This window comes from Sphaerisporangium sp. NPDC051017, from assembly GCF_040683095.1.
Classification (GTDB): domain Bacteria; phylum Actinomycetota; class Actinomycetes; order Streptosporangiales; family Streptosporangiaceae; genus Sphaerisporangium.
Genome location: NZ_JBFBCI010000013.1, coordinates 80,621 through 105,046 on the forward strand (window position 1 = coordinate 80,621; position 24,426 = coordinate 105,046).

General features: G+C 70.1%; 18 protein-coding genes and 3 CRISPR repeat arrays. Of the genes, 5 read left to right on the forward strand and 13 right to left on the reverse strand.

Annotated elements, in window-relative coordinates:
* Positions 1-50: 50 nt before the first annotated feature.
* The 4 genes from AB0M95_RS14085 to AB0M95_RS14100 all read left to right on the forward strand — a co-directional run bounded on the left by AB0M95_RS14085 (position 51) and on the right by AB0M95_RS14100 (position 7,290).
* Positions 51-803 (forward strand): class I SAM-dependent methyltransferase, encoded by a 753-nt coding sequence (locus tag AB0M95_RS14085; RefSeq protein WP_363763499.1) that lies wholly within the window; start codon positions 51-53, stop codon positions 801-803.
* A 69-nt stretch (positions 804-872) separates the two neighbouring features.
* The gene (locus AB0M95_RS14090; protein ID WP_363763502.1) at positions 873-3,281 is read left to right on the forward strand and encodes a hypothetical protein; all 2,409 of its coding nucleotides are present in this window, start codon (positions 873-875) and stop codon (positions 3,279-3,281) included.
* An 11-nt stretch (positions 3,282-3,292) separates the two neighbouring features.
* Positions 3,293-5,362, forward strand: coding sequence for a UvrD-helicase domain-containing protein (locus AB0M95_RS14095; RefSeq protein ID WP_363763505.1), 2,070 nt, complete (start codon positions 3,293-3,295; stop codon positions 5,360-5,362).
* Positions 5,363-5,430: 68 nt separating this feature from the next.
* Positions 5,431-7,290 (forward strand): sigma factor-like helix-turn-helix DNA-binding protein, encoded by a 1,860-nt coding sequence (locus AB0M95_RS14100; RefSeq protein ID WP_363763508.1) that lies wholly within the window; start codon positions 5,431-5,433, stop codon positions 7,288-7,290.
* A gap of 30 nt (positions 7,291-7,320) precedes the next feature.
* A CRISPR array of direct repeats spans positions 7,321-8,265; the repeat unit is 28 nt; unit sequence GGAACATCCCCGCGGGCGCGGGGGCGAC.
* 18 nt (positions 8,266-8,283) lie between these two features.
* Here the strand turns inward: AB0M95_RS14100 and cas2e (AB0M95_RS14105) are convergent.
* The 9 genes from cas2e (AB0M95_RS14105) to cas3 form a co-directional block, all read right to left on the reverse strand.
* Positions 8,284-8,679, reverse strand: a complete 396-nt coding sequence (gene cas2e, locus AB0M95_RS14105; RefSeq protein ID WP_363763511.1) for a type I-E CRISPR-associated endoribonuclease Cas2e — start codon at positions 8,677-8,679, stop codon at positions 8,284-8,286.
* A gap of 160 nt (positions 8,680-8,839) precedes the next feature.
* A CRISPR array of direct repeats spans positions 8,840-9,291; the repeat unit is 28 nt; unit sequence GGAACATCCCCACGGGCGCGGGGGCGAC.
* A gap of 18 nt (positions 9,292-9,309) precedes the next feature.
* Positions 9,310-9,618: a type I-E CRISPR-associated endoribonuclease Cas2e gene (cas2e, locus tag AB0M95_RS14110; protein ID WP_363763514.1), complete on the reverse strand. Its 309-nt coding sequence runs from the start codon at positions 9,616-9,618 to the stop codon at positions 9,310-9,312.
* Positions 9,615-10,646, reverse strand: a complete 1,032-nt coding sequence (gene cas1e, locus AB0M95_RS14115) for a type I-E CRISPR-associated endonuclease Cas1e (RefSeq protein WP_363763517.1) — start codon at positions 10,644-10,646, stop codon at positions 9,615-9,617. The genes cas2e (AB0M95_RS14110) and cas1e overlap by 4 nt, the downstream gene beginning before the upstream one ends.
* Positions 10,647-10,654: 8 nt before the next feature.
* Positions 10,655-11,413 carry a type I-E CRISPR-associated protein Cas6/Cse3/CasE gene (cas6e, locus tag AB0M95_RS14120; protein WP_363763520.1) on the reverse strand — a complete coding sequence of 253 codons (759 nt, stop codon included), beginning with the start codon at positions 11,411-11,413 and terminating at the stop codon, positions 10,655-10,657.
* A gap of 5 nt (positions 11,414-11,418) precedes the next feature.
* The gene (gene cas5e, locus AB0M95_RS14125) at positions 11,419-12,201 is read right to left on the reverse strand and encodes a type I-E CRISPR-associated protein Cas5/CasD (protein ID WP_363763523.1); all 783 of its coding nucleotides are present in this window, start codon (positions 12,199-12,201) and stop codon (positions 11,419-11,421) included.
* Positions 12,198-13,349 (reverse strand): type I-E CRISPR-associated protein Cas7/Cse4/CasC, encoded by a 1,152-nt coding sequence (gene cas7e, locus AB0M95_RS14130; RefSeq protein WP_363763526.1) that lies wholly within the window; start codon positions 13,347-13,349, stop codon positions 12,198-12,200. The genes cas5e and cas7e overlap by 4 nt, the downstream gene beginning before the upstream one ends.
* Positions 13,350-13,403: 54 nt before the next feature.
* Positions 13,404-14,018 carry a type I-E CRISPR-associated protein Cse2/CasB gene (gene casB / locus AB0M95_RS14135; RefSeq protein ID WP_363763529.1) on the reverse strand — a complete coding sequence of 205 codons (615 nt, stop codon included), beginning with the start codon at positions 14,016-14,018 and terminating at the stop codon, positions 13,404-13,406.
* A gap of 21 nt (positions 14,019-14,039) precedes the next feature.
* Positions 14,040-15,701, reverse strand: coding sequence for a type I-E CRISPR-associated protein Cse1/CasA (casA, locus tag AB0M95_RS14140; protein WP_363763532.1), 1,662 nt, complete (start codon positions 15,699-15,701; stop codon positions 14,040-14,042).
* Positions 15,702-15,960: 259 nt separating this feature from the next.
* Positions 15,961-18,843, reverse strand: coding sequence for a CRISPR-associated helicase Cas3' (cas3, locus tag AB0M95_RS14145; protein ID WP_363763535.1), 2,883 nt, complete (start codon positions 18,841-18,843; stop codon positions 15,961-15,963).
* A 195-nt stretch (positions 18,844-19,038) separates the two neighbouring features.
* Positions 19,039-20,226: direct repeats of the CRISPR family, unit length 28 nt; unit sequence GTCGGCCCCGCGCCCGCGGGGATGGTCC.
* Positions 20,227-20,306: 80 nt separating this feature from the next.
* Here cas3 and cysS point away from each other — a divergent pair.
* A complete protein-coding gene (gene cysS, locus AB0M95_RS14150; RefSeq protein WP_363763538.1) occupies positions 20,307-21,695 on the forward strand; it encodes a cysteine--tRNA ligase in 1,389 nt (462 codons plus the stop codon).
* A 63-nt stretch (positions 21,696-21,758) separates the two neighbouring features.
* Here cysS and AB0M95_RS14155 read toward each other — a convergent pair whose 3' ends face one another.
* The 4 genes from AB0M95_RS14155 to AB0M95_RS14170 form a co-directional block, all read right to left on the reverse strand.
* A complete protein-coding gene (locus AB0M95_RS14155) occupies positions 21,759-22,157 on the reverse strand; it encodes a PIN domain-containing protein (protein ID WP_363763540.1) in 399 nt (132 codons plus the stop codon).
* Complete coding sequence (locus tag AB0M95_RS14160; RefSeq protein ID WP_363763543.1) at positions 22,142-22,390, reverse strand: type II toxin-antitoxin system prevent-host-death family antitoxin; 249 nt, start codon at positions 22,388-22,390, stop codon at positions 22,142-22,144. The genes AB0M95_RS14155 and AB0M95_RS14160 overlap by 16 nt, the downstream gene beginning before the upstream one ends.
* Positions 22,391-22,419: 29 nt before the next feature.
* Entirely contained in the window at positions 22,420-22,740 is a 321-nt protein-coding gene (locus AB0M95_RS14165) for a hypothetical protein (protein WP_363763546.1), read from the reverse strand.
* A gap of 289 nt (positions 22,741-23,029) precedes the next feature.
* A complete protein-coding gene (locus tag AB0M95_RS14170) occupies positions 23,030-24,304 on the reverse strand; it encodes a hypothetical protein (protein ID WP_363763549.1) in 1,275 nt (424 codons plus the stop codon).
* Between the last annotated feature and the right edge of the window lie 122 nt (positions 24,305-24,426).

The following is a 24,426-nucleotide window of genomic DNA, read 5'->3' on the forward strand; positions in this document are numbered from 1 at the left end:
TGGCGGAGAATGCGAGCTGATCGGCCTTGCGATACGACACACCGAGCTTGATGCGGTGGAACGCTCGCGCCTATGACAGCTCCTTCGGCTACGTCTCGGCGCACGGCGCGCCACTGATCGAACTCCTGGACCCCCAGCCCGGTGAGAACATTCTCGACCTCGGGTGCGGCACCGGGGTGCTCACCGCCGACATCGCCGCCCGCGGCACCCGCGTCCTCGGCATGGACGGCTCCTCCTCGATGATCGAGGTCGCCACCCTCCAGCACCCGGGCGTCGACTTCGTGGTCGGGGACGGCGCGAACTTCCGCGTCAGCGAGGCGTACGACGCGGTGTTCTCCAACGCCGCCCTGCACTGGATGGGCCGCGACCCGGACGCGGTGATCCGCTGCGTCCGCATGGCGCTCACGCCGGGCGGCCGGTTCGTCGCCGAGATGGGCGGCGCCGGGAACTGCGCGGCGCTGACCTCGGCGATGCTCACCGCCTGGCGGGAGTACGGACTGCCCGAGCCGGACCTGCCCTGGTACTTCCCCACCCCCGCCGAGTACGCCGTCCGCCTGGAGCAGGGCGGGTTCACCGTGCGGCTGCTGGAGTACTTCGACCGGCCCACCCCACTCGACGAGTGCCCGGGCGGCGCCGCCGACTGGGTGCGCATGTTCGCCGGCTCGCTGCTGGACGGAGTGCCGCCCGCGACGGTCGAACCCTTGCTGAGAAGAGTGAACGAGCTGGCCGCACCCGCGCTGCGCCGCGAATCGGGCTGGATGGCGGACTATGTGAGGCTGCGATTCGCCGCCGTAAGAGCCTAACCGCCGTCCAAGCCCGAGCGATTTGCCAGACTATGGTCTCGTCAACGGAAGCACCGGAGAGGAAACGGGATGAACTTCGGTCTGAGTGATCTCGTGCCTCCGCTGCGCTGGAGCGACGCCGCGGGGTTCCCACGGCTTCGCGACCAGCCCGGCCTGCCGGACGCGTGGTGGCGCTCGGTCCCCATGAGCCGGGTGTTCGCCGTGCTCGGCCCCGAGGCGCTCGGCGACCTGCTCACCGAGCTGGCCCTGGAACACTGGCCGGCCGCAGCCGTCGGGGACGTCCTGCCCGCCCTGCACGTCATGGACCCCGACGAGGCGGACGACCCCCAGGTCTCGATCGCGCTCGACCGCGTCGGCTCCTGGTTCGGCCTGCTGGCGCTGACCGGCCGCGAGCTGGCCGACCAGCCGTTCATCCGGGCCCGCCCGGTGCTGACCGCCCTGTTCAGCGCGGTCTTCGCGCGGCTGACCTCGGCCGACCGCCCGGACGCCGTCACCGGCGACCAGACGCCGCCCCTTCCCCCGGCCGCCCAGGCCGCGAACGGGCACGCCCCGGCCCCCCAGGTCCAGACTGCCCAGGTCCAGACCCCGCAGCCCGAGAGCGAGCCGGCGCGGCGCGCCGAGCCGGAGCCGCCCGCCGCCCCTCCCCTGCCCAAGCTTCCCAAGCGGCAGCCGGCCTCGACGAAGAGCAGCGACCCGCTCGGCCTCGCGGCGGCGCGCATGGCCGAGGCCGCGCTGGAGCAGCACGCGTCCAGGGACGCCACCGGCGCGCGGGCGGGCGCCTCGATGTTCACCCCGCCACCGCGCACCGAGCGTCCGGCGCCTCCGCCGCCCATCGCCACGGGGTTCGGCGTGGAGCCCCCGCCGCCGATCCCCGTGCCCGGGTTCGAGCCCCCGCCGCCCCTGCCCGCGTTCGAGCCACCGGCCGCATTTGAGCCGCCGGCCGCGTTCGAGGCGCCGCCCGCGTACGGCCCAGACCCGCTCGGCGGGTTCGGCGGTGAGGAACCCGCATACGGCCCGGCGCCGCGCCCGTTCGTGCCCGAGCCCGAGCCGTTCGACCCGGACCCCTTCGGCCCGCGGCCCGCGCCGGGGACACAACCGGCCCCTCAGGCCGCCGAGACCGCGGAGCCCGTCGAGCAATCCGGCTCCGAGGCCGCGCCGGACGCGGCGGACCCGGCGGACGAGGCGGAGAACGAGCCGACGCACTCCCAGGAGGCCGCCGAGGGCGCCGAGGCCGCGCCGGACGGCGAGGAGGCGGACGCGCCGCCGCAGGCCCGTACCGGCACGAGCACCGACGAGATCGCCGTCGGGGAGCCGGACATGATCTCGCTGATCGACTCGGTGTTCGCCGATCTGGACGACCAGACGTGGACGGTGGCGCAGATCCAGGTCTTCAGCGACGAGCCCGCGGCCCCCGAGGAGCTCGCGAAGCTGTTCGCCGTAGCGGCCGAGGACATCGTGGCGCGCGAGGAGGCCCTGCGGGAGCGGCTCGCCGCGTGGCTGGACAGCCCGGCCGCGGCCCCGTACACCCAGTACCTGGAGAAGCTGCCCGGCGCGCTCGGCCTCGCCGCCCCGAAGGCGCGCCTGGTGGGCGCCGCCCCGTGGCACACCAGGGAGCTGCGGTCGCTGGACATCCCGGCGTGGCAGTTCGTGCTGGCGACGCTGCCCGGCTACACCGTGCAGGAGGACTGGCTGGTCGCCGGGGACATCGCGGACCTGCGCGAACGCACGTGCTCGCTGATCTTGAACGCCGAGCGGCCGCCGACGGTGGCGCGGGCGCTGGAGCTGGTCTCGACGCTGGGCATCCACCCCGAGGTCGCGAAGGAGTGGCTGGAGGACGTCCCCCAGCTCCGCATCCAAAGCGCGAAAAAGCCGGATAAATCCGCTAATTCCGCTGGCGCGGAGCAGCCCCCCGCCGAGGCCGCCGCCCCCGAGCAGGAGGGCACGCCTCCCACCGGGCAGCTCAAGGACGTCTCGATGACCCGCAAGTGTTTCCGGCACCCGGACGGCCTGTGGTGGCTGCGCATCGACGTCGGCCCCGAGCAGATCAGCGGCGCCGAATGCCCGATCCCCAGCGGATTCGCCGCCTATCTGGGCATGTCGCCCGGCGACAACCACACCGTCATGAGCGCCGCGGGCGAGATCACCCTGACCTGGCAGGCCCGCCCGGTCATCGACTCGCTCGCCCCGCTGCTCGGCGAGCTGGACGCCCAGCCCGGGTCCAGCCTGTTCGTCACGGTCGCCGAGGAGGACCAGGTCCTGCGGGCCGGGCTGGTCCCGCCGCCACCCGCCGACGCCGACAAGAACACGCAGGCCCTGCGACTCGCCGGGTACACCGTCAACGGCGCGCCCGAGACCCTGGAGGAGACGATCCGCGTCCTCGCCACCCGCATCGGCATGACCGGACCGGTGGGGCTGCCCGATCTGATGAACCGGCTGCGCGAGCGCGGGGACCGCGACCTGCTGTCCCTGATGGTCTGACGGGAACACCGGTGCCCCGGCTGGCGATCGCCCCCGACGTCCCCCGGGACCTCGACGCCCTGGACCGGTCCGCGCGCCGGGACGCCGTCGTCGCGCTGCGCCGGTTCCTGCTGAACACCGCCTCCGCGCCGCATCCGGAACGCGTCCGCAACACCCGCGACGCGCGCGTGGCGACGCTGAGGCTGGCAGACCGGCTGCGCGGGGTGGTCGTGCGCCAGCGCGACTTGTACTGGCTGCTGACGGTGCTGCCCGACGCCGAGGCGTGGTCGTTCGCCCAGCGGCACCGCTTCGCCGTGAACACGGCCATCGGCGTGGCCGAGGTGTGGGACGCCGAGGCGCTGGACCGCGTGGAGCCGGCCATGCGCCGCTCCGCCGACTCGACCGAGCTGCGGCTGTTCGCGCACGTCTGCGACAGCGACCTGCTCGGGCTGGGCATCGACCCGCAGGTCATCCCGCTGGTCCGGCTGATCACGACGGACGCGAACCTGGAAGCCCTGGAACCCTTCCTGCCCGAGAGCCAGTACGCCCCGCTGCTCGCCCTCGGCTGCGGCGGCTCGGTCGCCGACGCCCGGCAGGCCCTCGACACGCGCGTCGCCGTGCCCGTGACCTCCGTCGACGTCACCGACCTGCCCGCCGCCCTGGAACGCACCCCCGACCGGGCCGTGTTCGTGCCCGACCCCGGGACGCTCGACCGCATCCTCGCCACCCCGCACTGGGCGACGTTCCTGTACCCCACGCAGTACCGGCTCGCCCACCAGGAGCTCTACGAGGGCCCGGTGCTCGTCACGGGCGGCGCGGGGACCGGCAAGACGCTCATGGCCCTGCACCGCGCCAGGCACCTCGCCCGCGCCGGCGCCGGGCGCGTCCTGTTCCTCACCTTCTCCCAGAACGTCGCCGGGGACGCCTCCGCCAAGCTGGACGTGCTGGTCGACGACCCGGAGGTCCGCGCGCGCATCGAGGTCGGCAACGTCGACCGCCTGGCCCACCGCATCGTCGCCGAGGCCGAGGGCCGTCCCCCGCTGCTGGTCGGCGGGCCTGACCTGGCCGCGCTGTGGCAGGAGGCCGCGCGCATCACGGGCGACGAGCACAGCGCGGCGTTCCTGCTGCGCGAGTGGGAGCAGGTCATCCTGGCGCAGAACCTGTGCACCGTGCAGGAGTACCTGGGGGCGGCCCGCGACGGCCGCAGCGTCGAGTTGGACCACGAGCAGCGCACCGCCGTGTGGAAGGCCATCGAGCACGTCACCGAGCGCCTGCGCGCCTCGGGCAGGCGCACGCTGCTCCAGCTCGCCGCCGAGGCCTCCACGCTGCTCGGCAGGACCACCGGGGACCTCCTGGACGACCAGGGGCCCGCCCGCGAGCCGTACCGGCACATCGTGGTGGACGAGGCGCAGGACCTGCACCCGGCGCAGTGGCGGCTGCTGCGGGCCGCCGTACCGCCCGCGGCCAACGACCTGTTCATCGTCGGCGACCCCCACCAGCGCGTGTTCGACACCCGCGTGGCGCTCAGCACGCTGGGCATCAAGGCGGAGATCCACCACCTCACCATCTGCCACCGGCTGCCGCAGGAGATCCTGTCCTGGGGCATCCGGCTGCGCGGCGGGAACGCGGCGGACGGCCTGGTCGACGGGGTGGTGCACCTGTACGGCTTCCGCTCCACCCACCCCGGCGCGCGCCCGGCCGTGCGCGAGTACGCCTCGCACGAGGCCGAGCTTGCCGGGCTGGTCAACCATCTGCGCGAGTGGATCAACGACGGCGTCCCGACCGAGGAGATCGCCGTCGCGGCGCGCACGGGCGAGATCGTGCGGGGCGCCAAGGCGGCGCTCACCGAGGCCCGGCTGTCCGTGCGGGTGAGCACGATGCACGGGCTGAAGGGGCTGGAGTTCCGCCGGGTCGCGCTGGTCGGCGTCGCCGAAGGCGTGGTCCCCGCGCCCGAGACCCTGACCCCGGCGAGCGAGGACCCGACGGCCCGCGCCCACGACGTGCAGCGCGAACGCGGGCTGCTCTACATGGCCTGCATGCGGGCCACCGAGAGGCTATACCTGTCCTATTCGGGCCGAGCAAGTCCCTTTCTGCCGCCATGACCCAATAACCTGAACCGCGGATAAGACTCCGTCTCGTCCCGCCCAAGCCCCGTTCCGGTTGGACCCCCATGAATTTGAGCCTTAGCGACATCGTGCCTCCCCTGCGCTGGACCGCACCTGGCCAGGTCGAGCCGATCGCGAGCGACCCCCGCCTACCGGAGGCGTGGTGGCAGGCGCTCCCGATCGACCGGGCCTGCCTGGTCATCGGAACCGCCCAGGTGGCGGCCCGGCTCGCCGACCTCGCCACGGCCTGCTGGGGACACCTGCCGCTCGGCGACATCCTCCCCCTCGTCCGCATGACCGACCCCGACAAGGGGCTGCGCGTCGCCGACGACCGCGAGCTGGCGCTCACCGTGTTCACCGGTGTTCTGGAGCGCCTGCTGGCCTCCGACAATGCCTCCGCCGCGCGCGACGCCGCCACCGCCGCCGCGCCCGCCAAGGGCGACCGGCCGATCCCCGAGCTGATCGACGAGATCTTCGCCGTCCTCGACGACCGGCAGCGCGCCATCGCCCGCGACCGCGTCTACGCCGAGCGCCGCGCCACGCTGGACGAGCTGGCGCAGCGCTTCTCGGTCACCCGCGAGCGCATCCGCCAGATCGAGCGCGACCTGCGCGACCACGTCCAGGGCCGGCTGGCCACGCCCGAGGCCACCCCGCTGGCCGCCCACCTCACCTGGCTGCGCGGCCGCCTAGGCTCTGCCGTCCCTGCGGACGACCTCGCGGCGGCGGCGCCCTGGCACCGCACGGACCTGGCGACGCTCGGCGTGCCCGCCTGGCGGTTCATCCGCACCCTGCTCACCGGGTACGACCAGGTGGACGGCTGGCTGGTCGCCGGCGGCGCCGACGAGCTCAAGGAGAAGACGCGTCAGCTCTTCACCGGCGGCCCGGTGAAGCTGCCCGAGGCGGTGTCGATGGTGGCCCAGCTCGGCGTCCGCGAGGACGTCGCCGAGCGGTGGCTCGCCTCGGTCCCGCAGCTGCGCATCCTGGAGGGCCACGTCGTCCCCTGGCCGCGCAGCGTCAACGAGAAGGCCGAGGCCGTGCTGGCCGTCGCCGAGGCGCCGCTCAGCCCCGAGGAGATCCAGGCGCGCATCGGCGAGGACTACAGCCTGGTCGGCATCCGCAACCAGCTCACCGCCGACGACCGCTTCCTGCGCGTCGACAGGAACCGGTACGGGCTGTCGCGCTGGGGCGGCGAGGAGTACATCGGCATCCGCGAGATGATCGTCCGCGAGATCGAGCGCGCGGGCGGCGAGGCCTCGGTGAACAGCATCGTCGCCAACCTCACCGCGCGGTACGAGGTCAGCGAGAGCTCCGTGCGCGCCTACGCGGGCGGCCCGGGCTTCGAGCGCACCCAGCGGGGGTGGATCCGCGTCGCCGCCCCCGAGCAGGCCGAGCCGTACCACCCGCGCCGCGACGTGTCGATGACCCGCCGCTCGTTCCGCAGCAGAGACGGCCGCTGGTGGCACCGCGTGGACGTGAACGCCGAGCACCTGCGCGGCTCGGGCTCCCCGCTGCCGACCGGCTTCGCCGCCCACCTCGGCATGGCCCCGGGCGGCTCGCTCACCACCTCGACCCCGTCCGGCGACGTCGTGATCGGCTGGCATAACCAGCCCACGATGGGCTCCATCAGGGCCGTCCTCGCCGACTACAACGCCGGTGAGGGCGACTCGATCTTCCTCACCGTCTCCGACGGCGGCGAGCTGCTGACCCGCTACCTCCCCCAGGCCGCCCCCGGCCTCCCCCCGATCAACATGGCCCTGCACCTCATCGGCTACACCGCCCCCGTCGCCTCGGAGGCCGAAGCCCTCCGCCTGATCGGCGCCCGCATCGGCCTCCCTGACGGCGCCACCCGCGACGAGGTCCTCACCCGCCTTCGCGACCGCGGCGACAGAGACATCCTCGCCTTCCTCGACCCCGAGGCCCCGTAAGCCGGCCCCAGCGTGGGAAGAAGACCTCTGGGAACATGCCCGCGGGCGCGGGGGCGACCCGAGCGCGTGCTGGTGGACGTGCGGATAGGTCGGAACATCCCCGCGGGCGCAAGGGCCGACGACGAGCTGGCCGACGAGGCGCTGAGCGGCCGGGGAACATCCCCGCGGGCGCGGGGGCGACGACCTGGCCAAGAAGCTGCGCGACGCCAGCTAGGGAACATCCCCGCGGGCGCGGGGGCGACCGCGCATCGTGATCAGCGCTGGGGCCTTCGCGAGGAACATCCCCGCGGGCGCGGGGGCGACATCCACGCGCGTATGAGGTCCACGGTGGACACCGGAACATCCCCGCGGGCGCGGGGGCGACCTCAGGAGCTCACCCGCACGACCGGCGAGCGCATGGAACATCCCCGCGGGCGCGGGGGCGACGGGCCGGGGCATGCCCGTAGCCGAACGACTCGAGGAACATCCCCGCGGGCGCGGGGGCGACGTCCTACTGGCCGCCGCCTGTACCGCCGAGTGCGGAACATCCCCGCGGGCGCGGGGGCGACATCAGCGGGTCCGGGCAGCCGATGAGGAAACTGGGAACATCCCCGCGGGCGCGGGGGCGACGCCACAGCAGGGGCGCGGCTGGCGGAGGGCGTGGGAACATCCCCGCGGGCGCGGGGGCGACTGACGCCATCACCACAGGCAAGCCTGACGGAAAGGAACATCCCCGCGGGCGCGGGGGCGACTCCCGTCCTGGTGTTCAGGTAAAGGGCCTCGTGGGAACATCCCCGCGGGCGCGGGGGCGACACAGACGGAACCGAAATCTGCCGCTAGGCAGAGGGAACATCCCCGCGGGCGCGGGGGCGACGACAACCGCACGTTCGTCGGGTTCCTCGTCGTCGGAACATCCCCGCGGGCGCGGGGGCGACCCACCACCGCCAGGGCCATCAGCAGGACGGCGCGGAACATCCCCGCGGGCGCGGGGGCGACACTTGCTGACCTGGGCGATTAGCCGGCGGGGAGGCGGTTTTCATTTGGTTGGGTTCGATGGCGGGCTGAGAGGATGAGGCCGTCGTAGTCGGTGGGGTGCCAGCGGTCTTTGCCAGCGGTGCGGACGGTCCAGCCTTGTTCGTTGCCGGCGGGTTCGACCATGATCGCTTGGCCGTCGCCGATGCGGGTGGCGAGCAGGTCCCATAGGCGGTCGCGGATCCGGCGACTGGGATTGCCGACGAAGACTCCGGCGTCACCAGACCGCCGGATGGACCCGGTAAGACGGTCTGGGCCCGCTGGCGATTCACCACCCACAACGCGGAAGCCGTCCGCCTTCCCACCGCAGAGTCGATTTCGCGACTGGATACGCCGCGAGTCCGATCCTGTCGCGACCGGATGACACTGACGTGCCATAGCGGCACGCGCCGTGACCTCACTCCATGCAGACCTCGGCAAATGAACATCACCGCCCGAGAGGGGCAATGGGTGGGGACGTACGTTCGACGCCTTCGCGGGACACCCCCGCGGGCGCGCGACCGACAAGTCGCTCGGCAGGGTGATCGTGAACGTGGCGGGAACATCCCCGCGCGGGGGGCAACGGTGGTGACGTCCGCCGCCGCAAGTGCGACGTGGGAACATCCCCGCTGGCGCGGGGGCGACGGGCGATCGCGCAGGACGAGGCGGTGGTGTGGCGGAACATCCCCGCGGGCGCGGGGGCGACCTGCGGGCCGGTCAGCTCGGCGACCTTGTCCTCGGAACATCCCCACGGGCGCGGGGGCGACGACGGCTCGACCAGCAGATGCAGCTTCTTGGGGGGAACATCCCCACGGGCGCGGGGGCGACGTCGCCGAGCTCGCGGTCACCGTGGCGTACCCGGGAACATCCCCACGGGCGCGGGGGCGACTTCAGAGTCACCGGCCCCGAAGGTGAGCCCCCGGGAACATCCCCACGGGCGCGGGGGCGACGACCTCTTCGAGATCCGTGCGGGGCGGGGCACCGGAACATCCCCACGGGCGCGGGGGCGACACTTGCTGACCTGCGACATTAGCTGGCTGCGAGGCGTTTGTCGTTCGGTTGGGTTCGGCGGCGGGCTGAGAGGATGAGGCCGTCGTAGTCGGTGGGGTGCCAGCGGTCTTTGCCGGCGGTGCGGACGGTCCAGCCTTGTTCGTTGGCGGCGGGTTCGACCATGATCGCTTGGCCGTCGCCGATGCGGGTGGCGAGCAGGTCCCAGAGTCGGTCGCGGATACGGCGACTGGGGTTTCCGACGAAGACTCCGGCGTTGACTTCGACCATCCAGCGGGTGAGGTGGCCGCGGAGGCCTTCGGCGGCGGCGATGAGGACGATGACGGTCATGAGGCGGCGGTGGGAGTGTCGAATTCGGGGCCGATGATGGCGATGTGGTCCTCCCCCATTGTCGGCTGGACCAGGTCGAGGCCGAGGTTGATGGCCAGGTCGGAGTCGTCGGCCCAGTTGACGCCGCCTGCGACGGTGCCGAGTTTGTCGTCCCAGAGTTGGTTGAGGTCCTCGTCGGGGAGGTCCGATCCTTCGGGTGCCAGGAGGGTTTTGATATCGGTGACGATGCGATCCAGAAGTCGTGTTTGGGCGATGCGGTCGCGCAGGCCGATGCGGGCGTCGCGTTCTTCGGTGAGGCCTTTGGCGGCCAGGTCAAAGGCCAGGGGGATGGTGTAATCGGCTTTGTAGAGGTCGGCGATGTCCAGGACGAACGAGATCGCCGAGCCGGTGTGGACGAATCCGAGGCCGGGGCTGGTTCCGATGCCGACGATGACGGCGTGGCAGATGCCGTAGAGGGCGGCATTGGCGGCCGACAGCAGCCGGTTGAGGTCGTCGCCCGCGGCGTGGGCGTCGCCGGCTCGGTATTCGCGGCGGTTCCAGGCGACGCCGGTGCGCTGGGAGTGGGCCTGGTAGAGCTTGCGGATGCGTGATCCCTCGCGTCCGCGGAGTTGCTGCATGGTGGCGGCGGAGACGTCCTCGCCGGGGAAACGCATCGCGTACATGGCACGGGCGACGCTCAGGCGTTCTTTGGGGCGGGTGACCAGCCAGGCCTGCCGATGGAGGAGCCCGGCGCCGCGTGCGGGGCCCAGTCCGGCAGCGTACATGCGCACCCCTTGTTCGCCGACCCAGCAGACGGTGGTGCCGGAGTCGGCGAGCAGGCGGATCGCGCCGTGGGTGACGCGGGTGCCGGGGCCCATCAGCATGACGGCGACCATCGCGGCGGGGACACGCACGGTCTCGCGCTTGTTGATGATGACCACGGCGTTCTCGTCGCGGTCGATGTGGCTGCGCTCGACATAGACGCTGGAGACGCGGTCGGAGACGCGGTGCAGGTCGTGGGGGTGGGCTTTCCACCAGATGTCAGCCAAATCTCGCCTCACCGGCCGGTCGGAAGCGGGGCGAGGGTGAGCAGGCCGCACCCGTAGGACTTGGCCGGGCCGATGCCGCCGAGCAGCTTTTCGGTGAACACGGCCGGATCGGTGATGCGCAGGGCCCCTTGGAAGGTCACGATATGGAGGACGACGGGTTTGCTGTTGCCCTGCTTCTTGAACGATCGCTGGCTCCGTGCGGTGATCCGGAGTTCGCGGGGCGGCGTGCAGGTGCCTTCGTAGGGCTCGATGCCTGGGGCGGGCGCATCGGTGCGCGCTTGAGGGATCTCGAAGCCCCAGCGCTGGGTTCTGCTGAGAAACCAGTCGAGTTGGTGGGTGGCGGTGCGGTGGCTGATGCGGAAGGAGCGTTGTCTGCCGTCTGCGATTTGTTCGGCCTGCGTGGTGGTGGGCTTGATCGGTTTTGAGGTGTTCTGCACAGGGTTGGCGGTGAGACGGAAGGCGAATTCTCTGCCGGTGGCGATCTGGGCGAGTAGCGGTGCGTAGTCGCGTACGGCCGCGTGTTCCCCGTCGGCTTCGGGCCATCCTGCCTGTTCGACCAGGTGCGTCCAGTCGGGCCTGGTCTTAGTGAGCACGAACAGGAAGGGGCGGTGGGGGTTGTCGGCGTCCAGTCGCCACAGGATGCGCTCACCGGTCGGGTCATCGGGAATGGCGTGCATGACGGCGCCGTGCATGGCGTGCGGGCTGGCCAGGAAGAGCCGACTCCTTTCGCGCAGCGGGTTGATGCGGATGCGGGATAGGTAGGTCATGGGGGTCACCAGCCCAGCAGGGCGAATGGGTCGTGGCCGTTGGCGGCGGTGTCGGGTTGGGGGAAGCCGGTTGGCAGGGTCACCCAGGTGTGGCGAATCCGGCGGCTGGAAAAGCGCCGGTCGCGCGGGGCGAAGGATTGCGGCACGTCGTTGAGGGAGTCTTGGCCCTCGGGGTCGTCCACGGTGGCGGAAAGGTCCACGGTGGCCGGACGTGCCCGTCCGCGGCGGGAGTAGAGGGCTTTGGCCTGCTCGGTGGCCTGCCAGGGTTCGGCGTGCAGGACCTCCTCCAGGGGGGCGTCGCGGACGGCGATTAGGAGCGGCTGGGTCGGGACGCAGGAGCGGCGTCCGAGAGCCAAGGGGAAGGCTGGGCGCTTGATCGCGTCAGCGAGGGTTCGCACGAGCGGTGCAGGGCCTTCCAGCACGGCGAGGAAGACCGCGTCCTGAAGGTAGAACCGCTGGGTGATGTGGGTGTACTTGGCGGGCGAGGTGAGTTTCTGCACGCCCTTGGCCGAGACGCCGGCCTGTGGGAGAGGTCGTCCGCGGTAGTCGCTGACGGTGTGGTAGTCCCGCAGCAGTGTGCCGGGTTGGTCAACGCGCACGCCCATGCGCAGGTCCAGCAGTTCCCCCGGGGGTTGTTCTCGAGGTCTGCCGGCTGCGGCGGCGAGCAGTCCAAGGACTCCCGACTTGGTGGGCTCGGGGCGGGTGTCGCGGCGGTTGAACACGCTGCGGTCACCCCAGGATTGCAAGGGGCCACCCAGGCGAAGCACCAACGTCGAACAGGGGGTCATTTTGCCTGCTTGATGGACTCGACCAGCGCGCCGTGCAGTCCGGCGAGAAGTTCCGGAAAGGTCTGTGGGGTCCCGAAGGCCGATTCCAGTCGCGTGCTGGTGCCGGAGTCGGCGGCGAAGGTGTGGCAGATGCCGGTGTGGACGGGGGTGTCGCCCCATTGGTGGATGGCCCGCTGGTATTCGGAGGCGAGGCGAAGGGCCGAGAGCTCGGCCACTCCTTCGTCGTGATCAGCGATCGAGGTGACGGGCCTTTCGAAGGCGGAGACGAGGTTGACCGGCTGATCATCTCGGACGACGACCGCGACAAGGCTGGGCAGGGTGCGGTGGGCGAAGGAATTCTGGTGGCCGGAGGGGATCGATCGGGAGAAGTGCTGGAGGAATGCCTGGACCGCGTCCAGCGCGGCGTCCGTGTCGCCGAGGTTGCTGGTCAGTTGGTGCATGCCGATGGTGGCGTAGCGGTACAGGGTGGCGGAGTTGAAGCCGATGGTGCCGATCATCCCGGCGCCGGTCTCTTCTTTGAGGTTCTCATCGTCGACCGCGGTGTAGTAGTCGAACTCCAGCTCCACCGCGTGGGTGGACAGCGCGTGCGCCACTTGGGTGGCGGCGTCGACGTTCAACGAGGGGATGTCGGCGACCATCCGCCCGAACAGCGCCACCTCCATCGGGTGGCCGGTTTGCAGCTTCTGGGCGACCGGCACGTCCTTGATGGCGGCGGCGAGCTGGTCGTCCTCCAGGTCCGCCAGGTCGTGTGCGTGGCCGGCCACCAGGTCGACGATGTCTTCCAGTTGCCGGTAGCCGAAGAACAGCAGGTAGGCGGTGTTCCCGGCCTTCTTGCCTTCTTTGATGCCGAGCGGTTCCAGGAGCTTGGCCGCCACTCGGGTGGCCTGCTCGGCCTCCAGGCCAGTGCGGGTGGCCAGGCGTTTGGCCAGTTCGGCGAGAATGCGCTTGGTGCGGGTGGCGTGGTCTTGCTCGGGGGCGTGTGCGGCGAAGGCCGTGCGGGTGGCGCGCTTCCAGGCTTGGGAGGACACGCGGGCGCGGCGGACGCCGCCGAAGTAAGCCTCCTTGGGGTTGCCCTGGTCGTCACGGTTGAGGTTGGCCGGGGGGACGGTCTGCACGATGTGGACGTCGATGTAGAGGGGCTTGTCCATGAGTGGCTCCAGAACGGAAAAGGGGAAGACGGCCGACTGTCGGAGAACCGGCGGTCAGGGCAGGTCGGGGGCGGTGGCGGGTTGCGGGTCGGGGGTGGCCTGGTCGGAGGTTGACCAGCCGTAGTAGTCCAAGCCCCAGCGGCGGCGCGCGCGTTGGCGGGTCTCCGGGCGCTGCCATGCGCGGATGTCGTCCAGCAGCAGGTCGTAGTCGAGTGGCTGGCCGATCGTACGCAGCTGGGTGATCAGGCCGCGTAGGTGGGTGAGCAGGGCGGAGACCTGGGTGGCGGATGCCGCGGCGTTCACTCGGCGGTTGACCGCGTCCTGGGTGAACTTGCCGCTTTGGTGGAGTCGGCGCAGTGCCTGTCCCAGGCGTACCTTGGGCCGGTGCATGGGTTCGGACCGTGACTGCTGATGCAAGCCATACAGCGCCAGAGCCGCGTGCTCGGCTTTCTGCTCTTCTGAGACCCGGCTGCGGCGAGCGAGCTGGTCATCGACGCGGGAGCGGTAGTGCGGCCACAGCGCCGGCACGGTTCCCGGCTCGCGGCCAAGCCCGGCGCGCAGGGCGGCCAGTTCTTCGCCGGGGGGGCTGCCTTCGCTTCTGCGCCAGGTTCCCTCGGTGGTGATGTACCGGGTCCAGTAGCGTGCGGGCCGGTCGTTGGGCACGGCCATGTGCGTCCTCACCTTCATGGGTCAGTGCGGTAGAGGTTCGGCAACCGGTGTGATGTCTTGAACGGCCAGGTCATCGGCGGGCTCGGCGTAGCGGGTCAGGATGGCCTTGAGTCGACGCCGGAAGTTCTGCTCGGCGGTCGCCAGCCGGTAGATCACCTCGCGGCCGTTCTTGTCGACCGCGCGCCCGACGAACTCGCCGTGCGTCGCGGTCGCCAGAACCTTCTCCGCGACGTCCCACATGCGGCCGTGGGCGGCCTTCTCCCACGCGACACGTCCACGCTCCAGCAGGTCAGGATCGTCCGCGGCTTGTACTCCGGCGAGCAGCCGCCGCACGAGCGGGTCGAGCGCGTGCAGGACGTACTGGCCGGGGCGTTGCCCCTTGTCCCATGGGATCGGGTCGGCGCCGGCGGCTCGGCGAAGGTCTGCCGACAGGTTGTTGACGGCGCTGGCGAGATCTTCGGCTTGCTGGGCCACCTCCAGCAACACCGTGTACAGCTCGTCGTCCGCGCGCAGCGCCGCCACCGGCAGCGGGATGGCGTCGAATTGGATATCCTCCACCACTGCCGATTGGGTGCCGTAGGTGATGCCGATCGTCTGAACCATGAGCGGGTAGTCGTAGTCCAGAAGCTCTTGGGCCTGAAGACCGGCAAGCTGACGCAGGAGTACCGAGGTCTCAAAGCGTCCGTCGCCGTCTTGCCGCTCTGAGGCAAGAAGCGCCTCCAAGCCGCGCCACGCGGCCTTGCCCGGGAAGTGCCGCTGAGGTCGCCGTAACGTTCCAGGAGCGCTCTTGGCCGCTGGCTGAAATGTCCAGGCGGTGTGGGGTTCCCATTCGGGCACCGCCTGCAGGCGGTCTCCCGCGCACAGCACGACGCGCGAGACACGGATGCCGTCCTCTGTCTCCTCGGGGATCAGCCGGATGCGACGTGACTGCCATGTCCACAGGTCGAGCAGACCTGTGGGGGCGTACGTACGCCATTCCGGCCCGAAGGGATCGTTGCGCCATTGCGGCCGGTCATCGACGGGTTGGACGCCGAACGGCAGGTTGAGCAGCAATGTCTCGTACAACGTGCGTCCGACCGGTATCACCGCGCCGAGCGCACCGAGCGGACCGGTCGGATTTCCCATCGTCTTACCGGCTTTGGCCTTCGGGTCTCCCGCTGCGCCGGACTTGATGGCGGCGGTGTCCCAGCAGTGGGTGTGCAGCAGCCATCTGGCCGCCTGTGCCGGGGTGAGCGGGAGCGGATCGCCCTCGGTACGGCTGGCGAACAGCGGGACGTTGTTTCCCGACGCGGCCGTGGCGACCAGCAGCGCCGATCCCTTGGTCTCGTTCTTGTCGGTCCTCAGTCCCCCTGCTTGCGCGAAGGGTGCCTGGGGATGGAACAGGTCAAAGCGCGGCTGATGCTCGTCCAGGTAGGAGCCGAGGTTGTCTCGCTCCGCATCGGAAAAGCGGCCTGCGTGGAACCTGCGTGCCCACTCGGCCTCATCACGCGGGCGCCCCAGAGCGTCCATGACCACTGGCAAAAGGACCTGCCGAAGCAGGGATGGGATGTGGGTGGGGAGATCGACCACCAGGGAGTCGAACTCGTGTGCGTCGAGCAGCGCCCGGCGAAGTGGGTACTCTTCAGCGGTTATGCTGCCTTTTGGCCGCAAAGGTAACCATGGTGAATCGATCAGCTCGTACACGGGCATGAGAAATCCTCGAATTAGCCATGTCTAGAAACTTCTCGGGAACCAGCGTGCCAGACGACCGGCCTCTTCGGTCGGGAAATGCTTAGAGTGGTCCTGCCTCACTATTTCCGGGCCGGTTCCGGAAGGCGCGGGGATGGCTCCTAGCCATGTCTTGAGTCACGATTGGCCCCGCTTCGCGGGGATTTCACGGGTATGCGCCTTTAGCGCTCAGCGCCTGAACCGAATCGCTGGCCAGAAAGGATGCGAATCACTCTCACTTTTGTGATCCGCCTAGCCGTCGCGGGCCCCCGTCCACCACAAACCCCAGCTGCTTGTCATATCGGACGCTGTATTCGCCGAGGCTTCGAACGTCCAACTCGTCCACGACCAGCGCGCGCGTGCGCTTGAGCCAGGGGTGATCTCGCCAGCCGTCCAGCGGTGCGAGCTCGTCTTCGGCCGGTTTGGTGAGCGTAGGAGGCAGCCGGACGGTGGCGCCCAGGACCTCCTCCAGCAGGTCGTCCGACCGTGCCTCGCCGTTCACCCCGAGCCACCTGCCGCCCAGCGTCCGGTATCCACGGCCGTCATGGCGTACCAACACGACCTCCACGCTGGGATCACCGTCACGTACAACCGCCTGTAGCTTCTCCTCGGTCACGCTGCCGTAGGCCGCTCCGTAATGCAGACCGTCCAGCGTGGGACTGGCGTGCTCGCCCCGCCGAGTGAGCAGGAAGTGTTCCGCGCTTTTCGCTCGTTCCTGCTGGTCGGCCTGCCACTCGGCGTTGGCCTTGTGCTCAGCGCCCGCCCAGCGGAGTGGGACGAGCTCATCCGAAGCGGTGTAGACGCGTCGCACCAATCGCGGCACGTCGCCTGGGATGGACCATTGCCCGTCCGCGGCCTGACAAACGACAGCGGCGGTGCGCAGCAGCAGGTACCGGCCGTAGATCTTCTCGCTGGCCGGAAGGATCCACGGAGGTTGCCCGTCTCTGGGAGCAAATCCGGTGATGACGACTTCCGGACAGCTGACGCGTGCAGCCCGGGTGACACCCGTATGGCGATGCGTGCGCCCCAGGCGTTGGAGCAGAAGGTCGATGGTCGTCAGGTCGGTGACCAGCAGGTCGGCGTCCACGTCGAAGGACTGCTCAGCGAGCTGAGTCGCCACCAGGATCAACCGCCCTGGGCGACCAGGTCCTTCGGGGGTGGGGGGACCGAGCAGGTTCAGGCACTCCTCGGTCTTCTCAGCTCGGTCCGCCGCGGTCATCCGCCCATGGAGCAGCCGCACCTCATCGCCAAAACGACCACGCAGCACCTCGTAGGTGGCCTGGGCGCGCGGGACGGTGTTGCGAATCACCAGTGCGCAGCCCCCATCGGTGAGCCGCTTTGCCAAGAGATCAGCGACTTGATCGGCAGCCGCGCGGTCCTGTTCGCCTTCTGTCGCGGACGGCTCTGCCAGAACGGTGACCGAGACTTTCAGGTCGTCGCGCCACTGCCCAACATGCCCCACCTCATAGGCGGCCCGGCCATCGGCCAGGCAGGCGGTCGTGATATTGGGATACCCCTGAGGCTTGGGCAGCCCTTGCACGTCGAACTCCTCTTGAGAGGAGGCCCCGGCAAGGTAGGCGGCAACCAGCTCCTGGCGCTGCGCCGGGGGCAATGTGGCCGACAGCAGAATCACGGGCACCTGGGCCTGGCCCAGCCAGCGCAGGCCCTCCTTGAGGAACTGCGACATATAGACATCCGCCGCATGCACCTCATCCAGGATCACCACCTTGCCCATGAGCCCGGCGGCGCGCAGCATCACATGCTTGGTGCGGGTGGCCGCATACAGAAGCTGATCGATGGTGCCGACCACGAACGGACTCAACAGCCCGCGCATCCGGCCAAGGAACCAGGCGGCCGGCGCTTTGCGTTCCGGCTCGTCATCCTCACAAAGGGACCATTCGGCCATGCCGAACTCGTCCTCACCGACACTGTCGAAGTGGGAATCTGGCTCGCCCTCGGCTTCGCCCAAGAGCGCGCGCCACTCCTTGTTGAATCTCCGTTTGCCGTGCAACAAGGCCACCTGATCGGCCAAGTCGGTATCGATGCCGGCGAGCCAGGCACGTACCTGGCTGAACATCGGGTCGCTGGTCGCCTGCGTTGGCATCCCGACGTACACGCCATCCGCCCCGAACCGGGCCGCAAGGACTTCCGCTCCAAGGAACGCCGCTTTGGTCTTGCCCTCCCCCATCGGTGCTTCCACGATCATCAGGCCCGGCCCAGGCATCCGCCGAGCCGCCTGCATGACCAGTTCCTGCGAGGTGCGCGCCGCATGCCCGAACCGCTGCTGAAAGGCCTCCGAAGACGGGAGCTCTAATGCTCCCCATCCTCCTCTGAGTCCCAGCGCCTCCCATGCCGCGACCGCACGCACCCTGGCCTGCTGAAGACTCACGCGACCGAGATCGTCAATGCCTTTGAAGTGACGCTCATCGCTGGCGACCCAGTCGGCCATGACCACAAAGCCGCTGAGCTGAAGCTGGACCGCCCGGCTGGGAAGCTTCTTCGGCTCAACGTCTGCGAGGTGCGCATACCCCAGCAGGCGAGTGAAGGCCTCGACGATCGCGTGCTGAGCCCTGGCCCACCCCGGCCCCTTGCCCTGCGGCTCTCCGCGCGCTGTCAGACGTCCGGCGAACACCCCCACGGACGGAAACGACCCATGATGCCCCGCCACCAAAGGCCACACCCACGCGATCTGCTCAGCACCCCAACCGGCCCCGCGCAGGACGGTGCGAAGGATCATGCCTCCGGCCTTGTCATGCCGCCATGGATTGCGCTTCACCGCGTGGTCGTTCCACGTCAGCCCGGCCCTCCGCACCGCCGCGGCGCCCTCATCGTCCACGCATTGAAACGCAGGTGTCGCCTTGCCACAGTCGTGCACCCCGCACAGCCACGCGAAGAACAGCCGCCCACTACCTCCCGAGATCTCATCCAACCGCTCCTTCGTCGACGGAGCCAGATAGGAATCCCAGATCTGCTCCGCAACCGCTGCAGTGTCCAGCAAATGCGACAAAAGAAGATTAGTCGTACCACCCGCCTTCTTTCCCGATTTACCCCACAACACCCCTAGATGTCGGATAACATCCGAATCGTAGCCGAAATCATCACGCCAATCGGCCGACATGCACACCTCCGATCTCGGATGCGGAGCGTATAGAAGCCCACCGACAAAACCCCGTGCCCGACGCCAGTACGGTGAAGGCGTAGGCTCGCCAGCATGCGAGTCATCAACTGGCACCTGCTCAGAGCGAGGCCCCAGCCCACAATGCAACTGAAGTATTTCGCCGCCTTCCGCTAGTAAAGCCCCAGCTCAGCAAGTGTCGGCCCCGCGCCCGCGGGGATGGTCCCCTGGCGTCCGGCGCGCAGACGGTGAAACTCCCGTCGGCCCCGCGCCCGCGGGGATGGTCCCGGCCCGGCCACCAGATCCACCAGCGGCCCGGCGTCGGCCCCGCGCCCGCGGGGATGGTCCCCCGGGGTTGGGCGTCGCGGGGATCGTGCGGAGGTCGGCCCCGCGCCCGCGGGGATGGTCCGTCGTTTCACCTCAGCGCGCCAGGGCCTCGCCGGTCGGCCCCGCGCCCGCGGGGATGGTCCCGCCGTCGCCGGGGGCAGCGGGCCGTACCCCCCGTCGGCCCCGCGCCCGCGGGGATGGTCCCACGCTCATGCGCGAGCTGATCGGATCCCCTGAGTCGGCCCCGCGCCCGCGGGGATGGTCCGACTCTCATGCAGCGGTACAACGAGCCGCCTCGGTCGGCCCCGCGCCCGCGGGGATGGTCCCTCCGGCCACTCCGAGCATGGATGAGAACGCGTGTCGGCCCCGCGCCCGCGGGGATGGTCCCCCCGGGGGACGCCCCCCGGGGTTCTCTTTGTGGTCGGCCCCGCGCCCGCGGGGATGGTCCGGTGACGGTCGCGTTCGGATGCCGAGGGGGGCGGTCGGCCCCGCGCCCGCGGGGATGGTCCGACGTGCGGGGCGCGCATCCCGATCGCGGTGATGTCGGCCCCGCGCCCGCGGGGATGGTCCTGTCCGCGATGTCCTTGCTGAAGTTCAGGGCCGGTCGGCCCCGCGCCCGCGGGGATGGTCCCTGTGGGGCGTCATCGGCGACCTGCTGTGGGACCGTCGGCCCCGCGCCCGCGGGGATGGTCCTGCTCGTCGCCGCCCTTGAGTACGACGCGGATCGTCGGCCCCGCGCCCGCGGGGATGGTCCGCAGGTCGGCGGCCGCACCCCGAAGGTCGGCGGGTCGGCCCCGCGCCCGCGGGGATGGTCCCCGCGGTCACCTCCGGGGCTGGCAACGGCGGCCGTCGGCCCCGCGCCCGCGGGGATGGTCCGAGGCGGGAGGTGGTGGGCGGTGCCGCCGAGAAGTCGGCCCCGCGCCCGCGGGGATGGTCCTCTCGGCCGTGTTCCCTGGCAAATGCGCCGTCAGTCGGCCCCGCGCCCGCGGGGATGGTCCCACCAGCGCCACCGTGGTCTATGGTGCGGGGTTGTCGGCCCCGCGCCCGCGGGGATGGTCCTTCAGCCTCGATAAGGTGGACCCTGCGAGCGGGACAGTAGATCTGTGCCGCTCGACCTCACATGACCTAGGCTCGGTCCCATGTTGTGGCTGTATGACACCCGGTCCAGGCAGCTTGAACCCGTCGTCTCGCCAGGGACGCGTGTCGTGCGTGTTTACACCTGTGGGCCGACTGTCTATCGCTATGCCCACGTGGGCAACCTGCGGTCGTATCTGTTGCCGGATCTGATTCGGCGGGTGCTCGAACGGCACCGGGTGGGGACGGTTCTCTGTCAGAACATCACCGACGTCGGGCATCTCGTCGATGACGACGAGATCGACGCCTCCGGCGAGGACAAGGTGCTCCAGCAGGCGCGCCGCGAGGGGCGCTCGGCGCTGGAGATCGCCCGGTTCTACGAGGACGCCTTCCGCCGTGACACGGCCGCACTCAACCTCCGGCCGCCCGAGTACACGCCCCGGGCCACCGAGACGATCGACCTCATGATCGAGATGATCGAGGGGCTCATCGAGAAGGGGCACGCCTACGCGCTGGACGACGGGTCGGTGTACTTCGACGCGCGCAGCTTCCCGACGTACGGCGAGATTTCGGGAAATCGGCTGGACGCGCTGAAGCCCGCCCACCGTCTGGAGGCCGTCGACCCGCGCAAGCGCTTCCACGCCGACTGGGCCCTGTGGAAGGGGTCCGACCGCGACATGACGTGGGAGACGCCGTGGGGCCGCGGCTTCCCGGGCTGGCACATCGAGTGCTCGGCCATGTCGCTGCGCTTCCTCGGTGAGCACATCGACGTCCACACCGGCGGCAAGGACCTGCGCTTCCCCCACCACGAGGACGAGCGTGCCCAGTCCAACGCCTCCGTAGGCCACGACGTCGTCAAGCACTGGGTGCACGGCGAGCACCTGCTGTTCGACGGCCGCAAGATGGCCAAGTCCACGGGCAACGTCGTGCTGCTGTCCGATGTCGAGGCAGCCGGGCTCGACCCGCTGGCCGTACGGCTGTCGCTGCTCGAACACCGCTACCGCCAGCAGATGAATCTCACCTGGGACACGCTGCAGGCGGCCGATCGCACGCTACGCCGGTGGCGGCAGCGGGTCGCCGAGTGGGCCGAGTCGCCGAGCGCCCCGATCGCGGAAGACTACCGCGACCGCGCGCAGACCGCCCTGGACGACGATCTGGACACGCCCACGACGCTGCGTGTGCTGCGCGAGCTGGAGCGGGACGAGTCGGTGCCGCCGGGCTCGCGGTTCGAGACGTTCCTGTACCTGGACAACGTGCTCGGCCTCGACCTGTCGATCGACATCGGCAAGCCGCGGGTCGCGCCCGTCCTGCCGCCCGGCGCGGCGGAGCTACTGGAAGCCCGCGCCCAGGCCCGCGAGGCCAAGGACTGGCCGGCCTCCGACCGCCTCCGCGACGAACTGGCCGCCCTCGGCGTGAAGGTCACCGACACCCCCGAAGGCCAGACCTGGTCCTGAGCCATTCCGCATCCCTGGTCACGGAGCTTCGGAGACCGGCGCGTGAGAGAAAGATCCGGGAGGTCAGAGCGCCATCGCGTCAACGCCAGGGAGATCATCGAAGCGTGCCTTGGCGTCACGACTCACGACGGTACGTCCGCTCTCCAGGGCGTGCGCCGCGATGATGAGGTCGTGCGGACCGCGTGGCCTGCCGTTCCGGCGCACATATGCGATCAGGCGGGCGTGATGGGCCGCGGTGACCGTCGTGTAGTCGAGCACGTCAACAGCGGACGTGATCGCGGCCAGAGCACGAGAACGCTGAGCGGCACGTTCCACCGAGTCGGCGAGCTCGATGCCCACCCGGTATTCGGCGACGGTCACCGCCGCGATCGCGAGGTCATCGGCGTCCAGGGCACTGCGATCTATGGAACCGCGCTCATAAGCGATCAGGACGTTCGTGTCCAGAATCAGGCGTCGGCCCATGGGTCGCCCTCCTCGCCATGGAGCAGGGTCAGGGCGCTGGTGATGTCCTCCTCGAAGCCGTCATCCGGGGGCGGGATGTCGGCCAATGCCGCGCGGAGATCAGCTCCGGTACGCCGGCGGGCGGGTCTGATCTCCGCGACCGGGTGGTTTCCGCGCGTGATGGTGACCGTCTCACCACGCTCGATTGCATCCAGCAAATCGGAGAACCGTCGCGACGCCTCAGTGGCGGTCATGGTTCGCATGCTCCAAGCCTATCTGATTATCAGATTCCGAGCGCGGGTTCCCCGGTCAGCGGACGCGTGGCGTCCGGATCGTCGCGAAGGCTCACCGACGAAATTTCGGGAAATCGGCTGGACGCGCTGAAGCCCGCCCACCGCCTGGAGGCCGTCGACCCGCGCAAGCGCTTCCACGCCGACTGGGCCTCGACCTGTCGATCGACATCGGCAAGCCGCGGGTCGCGCCCGTCCTGCCGCCCGGCGCGGCGGAGCTGCTGGAAGCCCGCGCCCAGGCCCGCGAGGCCAAGGACTGGCCGGCCTCCGACCGCCTCCGCGACGAACTGGCCGCCCTCGGCGTGAAGGGTCACCGACACCCCCGAGGGGCAGACCTGGAGCTGAGGGCGCACATCCGATCGGGCGCCGCGTCGTTCATAGGACGAAAAAGCGGGTGGCGCGTTATTGATCGGAAACGTAACCGGTGTTCGCATTCCGTTTTCCGATGATCCGATTATCGCGCCATCCGGATGGATCACTTTGATTTCTCCGCGCCGGTGAGATGGAAACGGGGCCGGTGCTGCGGCACCGGCCCCTACTGATTTCCCGAATCCGATCGGGACGACGACCGCCGTGGGAGACCTCGTCCGATCAGCCGGGTCGTCAGCCCAAGATGACGGAGATTCCGGGGAACGCGGTGGTGGCGTTGGCCCACGGCGCGTAGTACATCCGCCAGGCGCAGGTGCGGCCACTGGTGACGTAGCCGGTGCAGGGCACGGCGGTCGAAGTGTCGATGGCGGTGTTGACGCCCGCCGCGTACACCTGGCTGGTGTTGGCGGAGTTGACGACCTGCACCGCGCCGCCGCTGTCACCCTGGCCGACCGCGTTGGTGCGCGCGGAGTGCTCGGCCCGGACGGTGTTGAAGATCAGGTAGCCCACGTTGATCGTGACGCCGACCTGCTGCACCTGGACGCTGCAGTTGGTGCCCGAGTACGCGCCGGAGGTGCACACCCAGAGGCCGACGTAGGAGCTGGAGGTGCCGATCACGGGGTTGCTGAACTCCGGCGAGGTGGAGCCCGCGTTGTTGTTGAAGACGCGGCCGCCGGCAGAGGTGCCGATCAGCGCGACGTCGTAGGAGTTGTTGTCGCCCGAGACCGGGCCGATGACCTCGCCCGTCGGGTCGGTCGCGGTCTGGCCGATGTCGCCGCAGTGGCCCGCGGTCAGGATGCGGGTGGTCCCGCCGTAGACGACGCCGAAGCCGGTCGAGCAGCCGCCGCCGGTGTTGGCGTTTCGCCAGGCCGCGCCGCCCCACCAGGGCGGGGAGTCGTCCCAGCGGGACGCCAGCGCGGGCTTGACGCCGGTCTCGACGGTGACCGCCACCGTCGCGTCGGCGACCGCCGAGCGGGTCAGGCCCGCGTCGGCGCCCGAGACGGTGAGCCCGGAGCCGTCGGCGTTCGGCGCGATCGAGGTGATCGCGTTCCCGGCCTTGTGGGTCAGGCGGGACATCTCCCGCTCCAGCTCACGGGCCGAGTACGCCGCGGGAAGGACGCTGACGGCGACGTCCTTGCGCAGCTCGCCGACCAGGTCGCCGATGCGGTCGGGGGTGTTCCCCTTCCAGTAGACGCGCAACTCGTGGTTCTCCGGAGCGGCGATGATGCCGGCGTACCCGGCGCCGCCCTGCGTCTTGGCGGCGGTGGTGATCCGGTCGGCGGCCTTGACCAGCTTCTCCTGGGTGGCCAGGAGGTCCGTCCAGGACGCGAAGCCGCCAGGGACCTTGCCGGTCTGCTGGACGGCCTGGGTCGTGGTGTCCTTGACGGGGGTGGGGGCCGCGTTCGCCTGGGCGGCGCCCATGCCGATCGTGACGAGGGCGACTCCTAGTGCGACCGCCAGACGGCGGGTGGAACGTGGTGCTCTTTGGGGGCTCGGGGGGGTTTTCACCTGAATACTCCTCTGCGCCTTTACTGCGGTGATACATCCGATATTCCATGCATTTAACGGATAATCAACGCCTTGACTGCGCTTGAGGAAACTGGTAAAGCCCCATAGTTGCCGTCCGCATG

Excerpts from the sequence above, each read along its gene's own strand:
- cas6e (WP_363763520.1), bottom strand. The coding sequence starts at position 11,413 with ATGACCTACCTATCCCGCATCCGCATCAACCCGCTGCGCGAAAGGAGT.
- cas2e (WP_363763514.1), bottom strand. The coding sequence starts at position 9,618 with ATGACCGTCATCGTCCTCATCGCCGCCGCCGAAGGCCTCCGCGGCCAC.
- AB0M95_RS14100 (WP_363763508.1), top strand. The coding sequence starts at position 5,431 with ATGAATTTGAGCCTTAGCGACATCGTGCCTCCCCTGCGCTGGACCGCA.
- cas3 (WP_363763535.1), bottom strand. The coding sequence starts at position 18,843 with ATGTCGGCCGATTGGCGTGATGATTTCGGCTACGATTCGGATGTTATC.
- AB0M95_RS14085 (WP_363763499.1), top strand. The coding sequence starts at position 51 with ATGCGGTGGAACGCTCGCGCCTATGACAGCTCCTTCGGCTACGTCTCG.
- AB0M95_RS14160 (WP_363763543.1), bottom strand. The coding sequence starts at position 22,390 with ATGACCGCCACTGAGGCGTCGCGACGGTTCTCCGATTTGCTGGATGCA.
- cas7e (WP_363763526.1), bottom strand. The coding sequence starts at position 13,349 with ATGGACAAGCCCCTCTACATCGACGTCCACATCGTGCAGACCGTCCCC.
- cas2e (WP_363763511.1), bottom strand. The coding sequence starts at position 8,679 with ATGGCACGTCAGTGTCATCCGGTCGCGACAGGATCGGACTCGCGGCGT.
- AB0M95_RS14090 (WP_363763502.1), top strand. The coding sequence starts at position 873 with ATGAACTTCGGTCTGAGTGATCTCGTGCCTCCGCTGCGCTGGAGCGAC.
- AB0M95_RS14155 (WP_363763540.1), bottom strand. The coding sequence starts at position 22,157 with ATGGGCCGACGCCTGATTCTGGACACGAACGTCCTGATCGCTTATGAG.
- casB (WP_363763529.1), bottom strand. The coding sequence starts at position 14,018 with ATGGCCGTGCCCAACGACCGGCCCGCACGCTACTGGACCCGGTACATC.
- cas5e (WP_363763523.1), bottom strand. The coding sequence starts at position 12,201 with ATGACCCCCTGTTCGACGTTGGTGCTTCGCCTGGGTGGCCCCTTGCAA.
- cysS (WP_363763538.1), top strand. The coding sequence starts at position 20,307 with ATGTTGTGGCTGTATGACACCCGGTCCAGGCAGCTTGAACCCGTCGTC.